Origin of the sequence: Prescottella soli (assembly GCF_040024445.1) — a bacterium.
GTDB lineage: Bacteria > Actinomycetota > Actinomycetes > Mycobacteriales > Mycobacteriaceae > Prescottella > Prescottella soli.
On the sequence record NZ_CP157276.1, the window covers coordinates 5347668 to 5360836 of the forward strand.

Here is a 13169-nt window from a genome sequence, read left to right on the forward strand (position 1 = left end):
ACCAGCGGACCAGGAATGTCGCGGCCGATCGTTCGGCCGCCCCGAAAGGAGAATCTTCCGTGCTCATCCTCCCGCTTTCTCTTACCTTCGACGTCCAGACGACGGGTTCTGCCGTGATCGACGGTCTCGGTCGACTGTCCGTCCTTCTCTATGATCTGCTCGGCGGCGCCGGGAGCGCTGCGATCAACCTGGGCAGCTAGCTAGTTCGACTCATCTGTGGAGGGGGCTCCGGCCCATGCGCGATACCAAAGTTCCTGGGCCGGAACAGGCTCGGCCGAATGCAGGCGGGGTCGCCGGCGAACTGCTCCTCACGGCCGGGGTCGTCCTCCTGCTCTTCGTCTTCTACGAGGCGTTCTGGACCAACATCGTCTCGGGGCGGTTGCAGGACGAGGTCGACAACAGCCTGGACGAATCCTGGAGCAGAGGGGCGACCGGTGACGAGCCGGTCGCCCCGCCGACCCCGGCGCTCGGCGAGGGGTTCGCGCGCGTTCACATTCCCGCCCTCGACGCCGCCTACGCGGTCGTCGAGGGCACACGCAACGAGGACCTGCGGGCCGGTCCCGGCCACTACGTCGACACACAGATGCCCGGCGAGCCCGGAAACTTCGCGCTCGCCGGGCATCGCATCGGGACCGGTGCGGTGTTCCAGTACCTGGATCGACTCGACGCTTGCGATGCAGTCGTCGTGGAGACCGAATTCCGATGGGTCACTTACCGAGTGCTCCCGCTCGAGACCTCCTCGCCCGAGAGGCGTGCTGCGGCGGAAGCCTGTCTGAGCCCCGAGCAGACCGATCGCGTCTCGGACGGCGACTACGCCCACGTCCAGGGCCGCCACATCACCGCGCCCACCGACGTCGAGGTCGTCAACCCGCTGCCCGGCGCCCCGTGGGCCGAGCCCGGCCCCGGGCTGGAAAGCATGCTGACGATGACCACGTGCCATCCGCTGTTCTCGAACGCCGAGCGCATGATCGTGCATGCGATGCTCGTCGAAACAATCCCGAAGTCCTCGGGCCACAGTCCCGCGGCATTGCAGGAGCGATGAATGTACGGCTATCTCTGGCACGCGCTTCCCGGCCCCCGACCGGTGAAGGCCCTACTGGCGATCCTTCTCGCGGTCGCGATCGTGCTGCTTCTCATGGAAGTCGTGTTCCCCTGGGTGTCCGAGCACATGCCCTACTCGGACGTCACCGTATAGACCGCCCTCACTGTTCGACGCGGCACGCCGCCGCGAGCGAGGGATTCAGTGAACGGTGATGTCGCAGAACACCTGTGACGATCGCTGATGTGGGCACCTATCCGGAGAACGTCGTGGTCACCGCCGTCCCGTTCTGACCGGGCGCGGCGAGGCCTCGAGCACGACGAAGGAGTGGCCGGGCACCACGACCGCCGACGCGGTCTCGTCGACCTCCGGCGCGTCCCACCACAGCACCGGGGCGCCGCCGACCGGCACGGTCACCGGTGCGGTCCCGAGATTGCATGCGATCCGCAGGTTTCCGCGGATCAGGGCGATCCACCGCTCGTCCTCGTCGTACTCGATCCTGAGGTGCTCGAGCCACGGGTCGCTGATGTCCGGGCGCGCGTGGCGCAGCGCGATCAGGCTGCGGTAACAGTCGAGCAGTCGCGCGTGTGACTCGACGTCGCGCTCGTGCCAGTCGAGTTTCGAGCGCTGGAACGTCCGTTGGTCCTGCGGGTCCGGGATGTCGTCGGTGTCCCAGCCGTGCTCGGCGAATTCGCGGCGCCGACCCTCCGCCGTCGCCTGGCCCAATTCGGGTTCCAGGTGGGACGTGAAGTACTGGAAGGGTGTTCGCGCCCCCCATTCCTCGCCCATGAAGAGCATCGGCGTGTACGGCGAGCACATCACCAGCGCGGCCTTGATCGCGAGCTGGCCGTCGGTGAGGTACGTGCTAGGGCGGTCGCCGGTGGCGCGGTTCCCGATCTGATCGTGGGTGCAGGTGTACGTGAGCATCGCGTCGGCCGGGATGCGTCGAATGTCGATGGGGCGGCCGTGGTTTCGGCCCCGGAACGCCGAGTACGTCCCGTTGTGGAAGTAGCCGTGGGTGAGGGTGTGGGCGAGTGCCTGCAGCGATCCGAAGTCGCCGTAGTAGCCCTGGCGTTCGCCGGAGACCGCGGCGTGGATGGCGTGGTGGACGTCGTCGTCCCATTGCGCGTCGAGCCCGTAACCGCCCGCCGCCCGGGAAGTGACGATCTTCGGGTCGTTGAGGTCGCTCTCGGCGATCAGGGTGAGCGGGCGGCGCAGGTGCGCCGACAGCCGGTGCGTCTCGATCGACAGCTCCTCGAGGAGGTGTGTGGCGCTGTGGTCGACGAGGGCGTGCACCGCGTCCAGCCGCAACGCATCGACGTGGAACTCGCGGAACCACCGCAGCGCGTTGTCGACGATGAACCGGCGCACCTCACCGCTGCCCGGCCCGGACAGGTTGATCGTCCGGCCCCACGAGTTCCCGCCGTCCGCGAGATACGGCCCGAAGCGATCCGTGTAGTTGCCGGACGGTCCGAAGTGGTTGTAGACGACGTCCAGGGCCACCGCGAGCCCGCGACGATGGCAGGCGTCGACGAAGCGCTGCAGGCCGTCGGGGCCGCCGTAGGCCTCGTGGACCGCGTACCAGAGCACGCCGTCGTAGCCCCAGTTGTGCGTGCCGTTGAAGGCCGCCACCGGCATCACCTCGACGAATCCGACACCCAGGTCGACGAGGTGATCGAGGCGCTCGATCGCGGCGTCGAATGTGCCCTCCGGGGTGAACGTCCCGATGTGGAGCTCGTAGACCACGGCGCCGGCGAGCTGCCGGCCCGTCCAGGCGTCGTCCGACCACCGCGCCCGGTCGAGCTCGTGCAATTGCGACGGCAGGTGGACGCCCTCGGGCTGTCGGGGTGACCGCGGATCGGGGAGCGCGGTGTCGGTGTCGTCGAGGACGAACCCGTACCGGGCCGTCGGACCGGCGTCGACGTCGGCGCGCCACCAACCGTCCGGGGAGCGCGTCATCGCGTGATCCGTGCCGTCGACACGGACGCGGACCGAACCGGGGATCGGGGCCCAGACCTCGAAGGTGTGCACGTGATCAGGATGCACCGATCACGTGCACGCCGCAGCGGTCTGTGGTGGCGGTCAGCGAATCAGCGTGCCCAGGTCGACGGGAAGCTGAATCCCGGTCACGTGCCGGGCCTCGTCCGACGCGAGCCACGCGACGGCGTTGGCGATGTCCTCGGGCTGGCTGATCTGGTCGGGGAGGCTGCCCATGAAGATCGGGGCCAGCGTGGTGGCGTACTGCTGGACCAGGGCGTGCATGTCGTTGACCTGCATGCCCGTCTCGACGCCGTTGGGGTGGACGGTGTTGACCCGGATGTTGTGCGCGCCGAGTTCGACCGCGAGGGTCTTCGCGAGCCCGGTGACGCCGTGCTTGCTGGCGACGTAGTGGCCGAGGAACGGCAGGCCCCGCAGTCCAGCGACGGAACTGGTGATGACGATCGCGCCGCCCTCGCCCTGCTCGATGAGGTGCGGGATCGCGGCCTTGCAGGTGTAGAACACGCCGGTGAGGTTGACGTCGAGCGTTTCCTGCCACTGTTCCGGAGTGATCTCCCACGACATGGCGCCCGAGCAGATTCCGGCGTTCGCGACGACCACGTCGAGGCGGCCGAGCGTGGCGATGCCGTTCGCGAGGGCCTCGGAGATCGCGGTGAAGTCGCGCACGTCGGCCTTGGTGGCGACGATCTTGCGACCGAGGCCCTCGACGAGTGCGACGGTCTCGGCCAGATCCGCCTCGGTGGCACCGTCGTAGGACGTGGAAGCGAAGTCGGCGCAGGCGTCGACGGCGATGATGTCGGCGCCCTCGGCCGCCAGGCGCACCGCCTCGGCGCGGCCCTGACCGCGCGCCGCTCCGGTGATGAATGCGACCTTGCCGACGAAACGGTTCGCGCTCATGGGTTCTGCCTCCAGTCTCCGACGATCGTGTGATCTGGACCATATTGACCGGCCTCGGCTCGGTGAGGCGCGGTCCCGGTCACCGGGAGGACAATCGACGGTGAATCGAGGAGGTACTGCCATGAATCAACCACGCGGAGTGGGCGCGACGGCAGTGTTCGTCGCGGCGGCGCGCGCGTTGGAGACCGCGCGTGACGATCACCTGGTCGACGACCCGTGGGCGGGCGAGTTCGTCCGTCGGTCGGGTTGGCAACCGCCGACCGAGCAGCTCGACAGCGGGAGTCTCGAGGAGCTGACGACCTGGGTGGCGGCGCGGACGAAGTTCCTCGACGACTTCGTTCTGGACGCGGTGGCGTCCGGTTGCCGGCAGGTTGTCCTGCTCGGCGCGGGACTCGACACGCGCGCCTTCCGGTTGCGGTGGCCCGAGCCCGTCACCGTTTACGAGCTGGACACCGCCGACATGGTGGCTTTCAAGACCGAGGTCCTCGGTGGGGCGGCGCCCGCGGCGGCGACCCGCGCGGTCGTGCCGATCGACCTGCGCGAGGACTGGCCGGCGGCCCTCCGTGATGCCGGGTTCGCACCGGATGTCCCGACGGCGTGGATTCTCGAAGGTCTGTTGATGTATCTCCCCGACGAGGCGGTCGACGCACTGATGAGACGTGTCGGTGAACTGTCCGCGCCGGCCAGCGCGATCGGTGCGACGATCACCAACGTCGACGTTGCGGCCGCGATCAGCGACGCGCCCCTGTTCCGCGACGGTCCGATCAATCGGGAGGAATGGCTGGCCATGCTGCACTCGAACGGTCCCGCCGATCCGGTGGCCTGGTTCGATTCCTACGGCTGGCGGGCCACCGTGGCCACGATCGACGAACTCGCCGAGCGATACGGACGCACCCTTCCCGAACGGTCCTCACTGTGGCAGGTACGCCCGGGGCGTCGATGGTTGGTGTCGGCCGTGCGGAAGTGAGATCGAGACGACCGATGAACTGAGTAGCGTCGGACGTGGATCGGGCAACGTCCCCCTGTGTTGAGGGGCTGTCGCTGAAATCATCTGGGGTACAACACGTGAACGCTTCGGGTATTGGGCGATGACGAGTCGGTATCAGGTTGGCGATGACGCCGGAATGTGCTCCGGCCGTGCCTATGGTGGCGGGCATGGGTGTGAACCAGAAGACAGTTGCATTCGATGTCGTCGAGCGTCGGGACGTGCCGCAACCCGAGGTCGACCGCCTGGCACACAGCACGTGGAGATCCCTGACGGAGGACACGACCGGACCGTGCGAGCGTCCGCGCTGGGTGAACAGCGGCCCTGTGGCAGACGCGGAGGCGTACGTCGTGCACCGGTACGAAGGGACGGTCGCGGACTGACCGATGGCCGATAGGCGTCTGCCATCCGCCTGTCGGCGGTGCCCAGTGGGCATCACCAATCGCCTTTCGACATTCGGGATTTGGCCCTCTCGCGACTGGCCGTAGCCGCCGAGACAGAGACATCGAGTCACAGCTGTCGAAGGGACGCGGAGTGATGACCGATGAGCAGTTCGACGCGATCGTGATCGGGACCAGCCAGGGCGGCCGGTTACTCCCGATCGAGCTGGCGAGAGCGGGCCGGCAGGTCGCGCTGGTCGAGCGTGGTCGACTCGGCGGTGTCTGTGTCAACACAGGTTGCACCCCGACGAAGACGATGGTGGCCAGCGCGCGCCTGGCCTACCAGGCACGCCGCGGTGGGGAGTACGGGGTGCGTGTCGGCCCGGTGTCGGTGGACCTGGCCGCCGTGCGCGAGCGCAAACGGGCCGTGGTCGCCGGGGCGCGGGAGAACTACGCCGGCCGCCTGACACAGCACGGGCTCGACTTGATCGAAGGCGAGGCCCGGTTCACGGGGCCGAGGTCGGTCGAAGTCACCTTGACGGACGGCGGGACACGGCAGATCAGCGCGCCGACAGTCGTCATCGACGCGGGCGCTCGTCCCAGGCCGCTGGCGATCGACGGCGCCGGCGCCGTACCCGTGCTCGATTCAACGTCGATCATGGAGTTGGATGTGCTCCCGGAGCACCTGCTCATCCTCGGCGGCGGATACATCGCGCTCGAGTTCGGGCAGATGTTCCGCCGGTTCGGCAGCGAGGTCACCATCATCCAGAGGTCCTCACGGCTGCTGACCCGCGAGGACGAGGACGTCTCCGACGAGGTGGCCGCCATCTTCCGTGATGACGGGATCACGGTCCTGACCTCGTCGACGCCGGTCCGGGTCGAGCGCGCCGACGGCGCCCGCGTGCGGTTGACCGTCCACACCGACGATGGTGAGCGGCAACTGGTGGGTTCGCACCTGCTGTCGGGCATCGGCCGGATCCCGAACACCGACGCCCTCGCCCCGGAAGCGGCGGGGCTCCGTCTCGACGGCCACGGCTTCATCGAGGTCGACGAGTACCTGCAAACCAGTGTCGCCGGCGTTTATGCGATGGGCGACGTCACGGGCGGACCGGCCTTCACCCACTCGTCCTACGACGACTACCGCATCCTGACCGCCAACTTGATCGGGCACCGGAAGGTGAGCACGCGGGACCGGATCGTCCCGTACACGGTGTTCATCGACCCGCAACTCGGACGCGCCGGCCTGACCGAACGCGAGGCCAGGGCCCAGGGACGCGCGGTTCGGGTGTCGAAGCTCCCGATGAGCGCCGTTGTCCGGGCCATCGAGACCGGCGAGACCCGCGGTTTCATGAAGGCGGTCGTCGACGCGGACAGCGGGCAGATCCTGGGCTGCGCGGTCCTCGGCAGTGAAGGCGGCGAGGTCATGACCGTGATCCAGGTCGCGATGCTGGGAAAGCTCACGTACACCGCCATGGCGGACGCGATCTTCACGCATCCACTGCTGGCGGAAGGTCTCAACACCCTCTTCGCGATGTTCGACGCCGGCCCGCGGTGAAGAACGTACTTAACAACACGGGAAGTATGCGCAATGACTCCCAAGGGCACGGAGTTGTTCGCGCCGGGCAAGGACACCCTGGTCATCTACCACATGATGTTCCCGCGCTGGTCGAAAGACCCGCGAGCGGGGGTCTCCGGGGGCAAGACAGCCGAGCTGCCGCTCGTCGACCAGCCGTGCCCGTCGTGCACCTCGGTCGTCGACGGGCTCGACGGTCCTGCTCCGCACCTCTCCGATCGGATCAACCTCGTCGTGGTCGCGAAGACGGACCCCGCACGGTTGGGCACCTACGCGCGAGGACGCGGCTGGCGTAACGTGCGGTTCCTGTCCTCGCGGAACAACACCTTCAACCGCGACTATCACGCGGAAACGCCGGAGGGCGAACAGCTTCCGGTCCTCAATGTGTACTCACGCGACGAGGATGGGATCCACCACCGGTGGGCGAGCGAGCTGACGTTCGTGCGCGGCGACAGCAGCCCCCCTCGACCAGGTCTGGCCGATCTGGGGCATTCTCGACCTGACTCCGGACGGACGCGGCGAAACAGCTGCCTATCCCTCGCTCCAGTACGAATAGCCCAGCAGCAGTGCCGGGACTCGAACCTGGCCGCTGCGTCGCCGAAGCCCCTCGTGGTCTTTCGACACAGAGACCACTGCGTATGAGCCTCCCCGATGTCACGGCGCTCGTCGCGGATACTGGTAATCATGAGAAGGCCTGTTGGAGTTCGTGCCGCAGTGACCGCAGCCGTCGTCGCGACCGTTGCAGCAGTTTCACTGGTGCCCCCGGCCACAGCGTCGGCCGCCCCTGCGAACTCGAAGGTGCGGTACGTCGCGCTCGGTGATTCCCGCGCCGCCGGACCGTCGCTCGACCGGATCGCGCAGACCAACGGGTGCAAGCGCTCCGACCTCGGCTATCCGAACCTCGTCGCGCGGGGCGTAGATGCGGCGTCGTTCCTCAACCTGTCATGCTCCGGTGCACGGACCGAGAATGTGACGAACACCCCGCAGCAGACGTCGACCGGTGCGGTGCCTCCGCAGATCGATCGGATGCCGTCGGACACCACGCTTGTGACCGTCAGCATCGGCGGAAACGACATTCGCTGGCCCACACTGATTTCCCGGTGCTACGCCAGTGGACCCGGCGGTGATGCGGGATGTCGCACCAATCCGGCATTCATTCGCGACGCGGTAGTGGCCCTGGCGGATATAGGCCCGAAGGTGTGGTCGACGCTCGTGGCAATCAGGGTGAAGGCGCCTGCCGCGCGCATCGTTCTCGTCGGGCACGGCGGAATCTTCGGTGACCGCGGATGCTGGCCGAACCTCCCGATCAGCGACGCCGACGCCGTCTGGGTCAACGGCTTCTTCGCGATGTTCAACGGTGTCCTGGCGACGGCGGCCGCGACGTCCGGTGCCGAGTTCGTCGACGTCGCCACAACGTCGCACGGGCACGACGCGTGTGCCGCTCCCGATCAGCGGTGGTTCGAGGGACGCCAAGCCGGGCCGTCTGCGAGCCCGCTGCACCCGAACGCCGCGGGCATGGCACACATGGCGCGCCGGGTACTCGAAGTGGTGCACCGCTGATCCGCGACGATGGCAGCCGATGTCCCGGGTAGGGATAGCGTGCACATCATCGTTGAGGATGGCGGTGATGTCTGCATCGCTGATCAACCGTGAAATGCGTTCCATTCCAGTCGATCCGGGATCACGCATCAGGTCCGGATCGACCTCGCCAACCCGCCGGCGACAACGCTGCCGACCGGCGACTCCGGCGCCCGACCTGTGCGGGAGGTGATTGAGCCCACTCGGTCTGGATTGCGTCGCGCGGTCGCGGCAAGATGGCGGCATGCGGCTTCCATCGTTCTGGTCCCTTGCCCTCGAGGACATCCCGCGCCCGGATTTCGTGGATGTCGTGGCAGCGCCACTTCCGCCGGGCGCCACCGACGATCCGCGCGTGTGGGCGGAGACGGTGTTCGCCGTCGGCTCGAGCCCGATCTGGATCCGTCTCGCCTTTGCGGTGCGGCAGTTGCTGGTTCCGCTGATCGGTGTGCCCCGCGGTGGCCGCGACATTTTCGCTGTGTCGCGTGTGCAGGACGGGGAGGCGTTGATCTCCGTCGACGACCGACACCTCGATTTCCGGGCCGGCGTCGCGGTCGATGCCGAGGCGGGACTCGTCCGCGTGACAACGGTTGTGCGCCTGAGGGGCTGGCGCGGACGCGTCTATTTCGCGCCGGTCCGTGTCGTCCACCCGGTGGTCGTGATGTCGATGCTGCGCCGGGCATGCACGAGGCTGGCGCCGCGCTAGCGCAATACGGGGCGCCGCGATCCACGTCGGCGGCCGACGGCGTGTCTGACCAACGCCGGGTCCGGGCGCTGACCGCGAACAGCTTCACCCGCAACGGTTCACATGTGTGTCACACACGGCCCCGTTCGGTCCGTCAAGGTTTGGTGTCGGGTGAGATGCCGCCATGTCGGGGCCGCGGGACTCGGCGTGATCCGAACCGGGCTCAGCGACCGAAGAGGCGGCCGAAGAACCCGTCCCTGCCCGACGCGAGCGGCGCCCACTCGAGGTTCCACAGCTCCTCGACCGTGATCCCGGCAAGGCGGCAGGCGAACTCCAGGTGCGCGTCCTCCGGGTCGTCCTCGGTCTCGAAAACCGCCTCGGCGTCGAGCGGGGCCCCGAGGTCTTCGGCGATCTCGCGCTCGGCGAGCACTCGGAGGCGAGGGTCGTCGCCGAACGACTGGACCGCGTAGACGTCGCTCGTGCCACCGAGGGTGACGAGCACCGTTCCCGTGGGCGGCTCGGAGAGCTGCGGAAGCCGCTGGAGATCGAGACCTGGATCCACGAGCAGCACGTGCGCGCCGATCTGCGCGGCCGACGGGCCGGCCGCGGTGCTGCGGCTCGCGCCGTCGAATTCGATCGTTGATTCGGCGTCAGCCCCGAAGGCAGAGAGGTCGGTGTTCGGCACGAAGCCCAGCATGAAGTTCATCGACATTTGTGACAGCGTAGTGACCGAGGGCGGCGGTTCCTCGGATCGGTCGCTGTTCACCGCGCGCAGGCCGCGCGTCTCGAGGAAGGCGGCGAGCCGCCTGTTGGTGAGCGCGACTCAGAAGGCGAAGCGGTTCAGCACGTCGAAATTCCGCACCGGTGTGGCGTTGACCAGCCGCCACAGCAACCGGACCGGCTTCGAGGGAATGCGTTCGAAGCGCGCTCCCACAGCGCCTCGATCGAGGAGGCGCAGCCGCGGATTCCAGCGCTCCATCTCGCGGGCGTCGCGGATGCCCCACTTGACGATGCCCTTGGTGAACATCTTCGACAGCCGCGGCCCCAACGGGGACAGCGTGTCGAAGACGAGTTCGCCGCTGCCGAACCGATCCGTCAGGCGCTGCAGTAGCGCCCGCACGTCGGGCTCGGTGAGATACATGAGTAGTCCCTCCGCGACCATCAGCATCGGGTGATCGGTGGGTATGTCATCGAGCCACGCCTCGTCCGTCACCGACGAGCCGATCGTGCGGTAGCCGGCGCGGTCGTCGTAGAGCCTGCGGCGCAATGCGATCACATTGGGCTGATCGACGTCGAACCACTGCACGGTCGCGGGCGGATGCAGGCGGGAAGCCCGGGCGTCCATTCCGCAGCCGAGGTGCAATATCACGGCATCCGGATGGCGGCTGAGGAAGTCGGCGCTCCAGTCGTCGATCTGTTTGGCGCGCATGGCCACCAGATACTGGTTGAATGCGGGCCGCATGTGGCGACGCATTCGGGCCCAGTCGTAGTCGATCCGGTCCACCGCGTCGGCGGCCGCTTCATCTCCGAGAATAGGTGCTGGCGAATGACTTTCGTACGACCGCAGGTACAGCGTGCACAGGTTCGTCCACTCCACCGATCCCCAGCGCACGTCGCTGAAGTCGACCTTGTCCATCGAAGTCATGGCTGCCTTCTTCTGGCCCGGTGCCAGTCCGTATCCGTAGTTGCTGGTAGTAGCAAGTATGGACGCCGAACCGCAGAAGTCGCCGAAGTCCTCGACATGCGCCCGCTGTTCGGCGCGACGAGCGCCGGCACCCGGTGCCGCGATTGTGTCGATTGCCTGCGCTGGAACCGACTCGCGGGGGACCGAGTCGCGGCATCGGTCGCGGCCCTCGTCCTTCCACTCTGCTCGGTCGCCGCGGCGGCGAACCCGCCTCAGATCCCGGCGACGACGACCACGATGTTCCAGGTCTCGGTGCGCTTCGTCGTGGGATGCGTGGGCAGTACCTTTGTTGAAGATCCCTGGCGTCGGCACGGTGACCACCGCACGGCTTCGCGCGCACCGGGAACCCCTCCCGGCTCCCGAACGAATCCGCGTTCGGGAACTACACCGGCACCGCGCCCGTCGAGATCGCCAGCGCCGACAAGCAGCGCCACCGGCTCTCTCGCAGCGGCGACCGAATGCTCAACTCGGCCATCCATATTGTCGCCGTCACCCAGGCCCGGACACCCAGCAGCGACGGCTACGCCTACCACCGGCGGAAGATGGCCGAGGGCAAGACATCGCGCGAGGCGATGCACTGCCTCAAACGGCAAGTCGCGAAGCGACTCTGGCGCACGATGCGAGACGATCAGCTCGCGAGGCTGGCTATGCAGTCGGCTGATGCTGCGTGAAGATCTGCGACGTTGATGCCGCCGCCGAGGAAATACGGTGTCATGCATTGGAGTTCACGTCTGTTCGGGACAAATGTGGGGATCGGGTAGGACACGGTTGCGCGCATCTGGCGCGAGTACGGAGACTACGCGGCCGCCCCGAACGCGCATCGTCCTCGAGACCGGCCATGGCGATCGCGACCGGAAAGGTGACCGGGATCTGCCGGCCCCGAATCCGGGGAAACAGCCGTTTTCGAGATCAGTTCTTCGCTGGCGGGTTGTTACGATGCCGCCCAGCTGGACTTCGGTCTGGTGTCCTCGATGTTCTTCGGTATGGCGGCACCCTCGTCTGCGGTTGCCTCGCTGCGGTGACCGATCGGGTCGACACCACAGGACGTGGCGCCGGCCCGAAAGGCAGTGCGCTGAATCAAACCACGGAGCCGAACATCAGGTTTCCTAAAGCGAGGTCCAGAGCGGTGATCGGTTGATGGGGGCACGGGCCTGGCAGGTCCCCGGTTGAGACGCCGCCAGTGTCCTCCCAACACTTAGTGATCTCCTGCTCGGTAAAGGTCCGGTTGAACCAATTGGCCTCCCAGAGGGTAGCGGAACCCGACTGGACGTAGCTGCTGCCTGCGGGAAGGCTCCCGCCTCCGACGGAGTCTTGGGCGTGGGCGACTGCCGGGGCTGCGGCCAGGAATAGCCCTGCGGTCAGGATTGCGGATCGGGTCAAGGTGAGTCGCATGTTGGTCAGCTTCCTAGGTAGCCGGAATTGGGGGCGTATCCAAAGTTGCGCAAGGACAAGTTTGCGCCCACCCCGCCGGTGAATGAGCGGGCAATCTCAGCGAGGTTGGACTGGGAGTTCATCGCCATAGTGTCTCGAATCCACGGAATTCATGGGGGCATTCGCGACATTCGTCAGAGCGAGATATCGACGCGGCCCGACTTTGGCGCAGAACGGTGCGGGTCGACGCTTCCCTCTTCGACCCGCACGGCGCGGAGGGCCGGTCACGCAAGCGATCAAGCCCGCGTAGCAATCAATTGGGAACCTTCGGGCGACGAGATATGCAGCGTCATCCACGAGCCTTTGCAGGCGGCTAGTGCCGTGCTCATCGCGCAGGAAGGCCAGATCGTGGTCACCTCACCGGATACCCCTGTGTGTGTCTGATCCGTTCGATGGGTATGTCCTGACCATTGCGCAGACCCGATTCCGCGACGACGAAGGTCTGGCTCGGCTCGATCACCTCGAGCCGGTAGGCCCGCACCTGGCCGGGCTACTACAGTATGTAGTACAGTCTTGATCGCGCAACCGCGCAACGACATTCGGATGAGGAGTAGTTATGGGTTCTTCTGATGCAGACCTCGCGTTGATCAAGCAGATTCAGCCTGTCGTCAGTGGCGTCGGCGGCGTGCTCTCGGGCATCGCTGCGCTGCTCGGCCTGGTCGGCGCGCTCGCCGCCTTCAGCTGAGAAGTTGACTTCACGTCTGACGCTGAAGTTCTAGCGCCCCGCTCGTCGGGGCGTAGGGGTCTCTGAAGGCCGTTGCCGCACCCAGCTTGTCGGGGCGTGGCAACGGCCTTCAGTGCGTCATCGACCCTTGTCGTGATTCCTTTCCTGACCAGGGCGCGGTACCGGTTCGGGTCGGGCGCGACGGGCCGGCGAGAGTCATGGGGGTCAGGGCCCGCCGGACAGTGAGTAGCTGACGTA

At 67.1% G+C, this 13169-nt stretch carries 14 protein-coding genes and 1 pseudogene; 11 read left to right on the forward strand and 4 right to left on the reverse strand.

Translation table 11 applies throughout. From position 1 onward, the window contains the following. The first annotated feature begins 59 nt into the window (after positions 1–59). The 3 genes from ABI214_RS24875 to ABI214_RS24885 are packed head-to-tail and all read left to right on the forward strand — an operon-like array spanning position 60 to position 1195. A complete protein-coding gene (locus ABI214_RS24875) occupies positions 60–200 on the forward strand; it encodes a hypothetical protein (protein ID WP_348605075.1) in 141 nt (46 codons plus the stop codon). Between the two features lie 35 nt (positions 201–235). Beyond that, positions 236–1042 carry a class E sortase gene (locus ABI214_RS24880; protein ID WP_348605076.1) on the forward strand — a complete coding sequence of 269 codons (807 nt, stop codon included), beginning with the start codon at positions 236–238 and terminating at the stop codon, positions 1040–1042. Continuing rightward, the gene (locus tag ABI214_RS24885; RefSeq protein WP_348605077.1) at positions 1043–1195 is read left to right on the forward strand and encodes a hypothetical protein; all 153 of its coding nucleotides are present in this window, start codon (positions 1043–1045) and stop codon (positions 1193–1195) included. It begins immediately after the preceding gene. Positions 1196–1312: 117 nt separating this feature from the next. Here the strand turns inward: ABI214_RS24885 and treZ are convergent, their stop codons facing one another. Next, positions 1313–3070 (reverse strand): malto-oligosyltrehalose trehalohydrolase, encoded by a 1758-nt coding sequence (gene treZ / locus ABI214_RS24890; RefSeq protein ID WP_348605078.1) that lies wholly within the window; start codon positions 3068–3070, stop codon positions 1313–1315. A gap of 51 nt (positions 3071–3121) precedes the next feature. Then, positions 3122–3934, reverse strand: a complete 813-nt coding sequence (locus tag ABI214_RS24895; RefSeq protein WP_348605079.1) for a mycofactocin-coupled SDR family oxidoreductase — start codon at positions 3932–3934, stop codon at positions 3122–3124. 121 nt (positions 3935–4055) lie between these two features. On the opposite strand from ABI214_RS24895, the gene ABI214_RS24900 reads away from it, so the two are divergent. From ABI214_RS24900 to ABI214_RS24925, 6 genes are all read left to right on the forward strand, one after another. After that, positions 4056–4901, forward strand: a complete 846-nt coding sequence (locus tag ABI214_RS24900; RefSeq protein WP_348605080.1) for an SAM-dependent methyltransferase — start codon at positions 4056–4058, stop codon at positions 4899–4901. A gap of 188 nt (positions 4902–5089) precedes the next feature. Beyond that, entirely contained in the window at positions 5090–5302 is a 213-nt protein-coding gene (locus ABI214_RS24905; RefSeq protein ID WP_348605081.1) for a hypothetical protein, read from the forward strand. A gap of 154 nt (positions 5303–5456) precedes the next feature. Then, entirely contained in the window at positions 5457–6854 is a 1398-nt protein-coding gene (locus ABI214_RS24910) for a mercuric reductase (RefSeq protein ID WP_348605082.1), read from the forward strand. 54 nt (positions 6855–6908) lie between these two features. After that, entirely contained in the window at positions 6909–7514 is a 606-nt protein-coding gene (locus ABI214_RS24915) for a DUF899 family protein (RefSeq protein WP_348605083.1), read from the forward strand. Positions 7515–7556: 42 nt separating this feature from the next. Next, positions 7557–8432, forward strand: coding sequence for an SGNH/GDSL hydrolase family protein (locus ABI214_RS24920; protein WP_348605084.1), 876 nt, complete (start codon positions 7557–7559; stop codon positions 8430–8432). A gap of 262 nt (positions 8433–8694) precedes the next feature. Continuing rightward, positions 8695–9153 carry a DUF2867 domain-containing protein gene (locus ABI214_RS24925; RefSeq protein WP_348605085.1) on the forward strand — a complete coding sequence of 153 codons (459 nt, stop codon included), beginning with the start codon at positions 8695–8697 and terminating at the stop codon, positions 9151–9153. Between the two features lie 202 nt (positions 9154–9355). Here the strand turns inward: ABI214_RS24925 and ABI214_RS24930 are convergent, their stop codons facing one another. Together ABI214_RS24930 and ABI214_RS24935 are read right to left on the reverse strand one after the other, a co-directional pair. Then, complete coding sequence (locus ABI214_RS24930) at positions 9356–9844, reverse strand: hypothetical protein (protein ID WP_348605086.1); 489 nt, start codon at positions 9842–9844, stop codon at positions 9356–9358. A 111-nt stretch (positions 9845–9955) separates the two neighbouring features. Beyond that, the gene (locus ABI214_RS24935; protein ID WP_348612028.1) at positions 9956–10777 is read right to left on the reverse strand and encodes a class I SAM-dependent methyltransferase; all 822 of its coding nucleotides are present in this window, start codon (positions 10775–10777) and stop codon (positions 9956–9958) included. 431 nt (positions 10778–11208) lie between these two features. Here ABI214_RS24935 and ABI214_RS24940 point away from each other — a divergent pair. Together ABI214_RS24940 and ABI214_RS24945 are read left to right on the forward strand one after the other, a co-directional pair. Next, a pseudogene (locus tag ABI214_RS24940) lies at positions 11209–11487 on the forward strand (transposase); the annotation flags it as partial. A 1316-nt stretch (positions 11488–12803) separates the two neighbouring features. Then, positions 12804–12932 (forward strand): hypothetical protein, encoded by a 129-nt coding sequence (locus ABI214_RS24945; protein WP_348605088.1) that lies wholly within the window; start codon positions 12804–12806, stop codon positions 12930–12932. Positions 12933–13169: the final 237 nt, after the last annotated feature.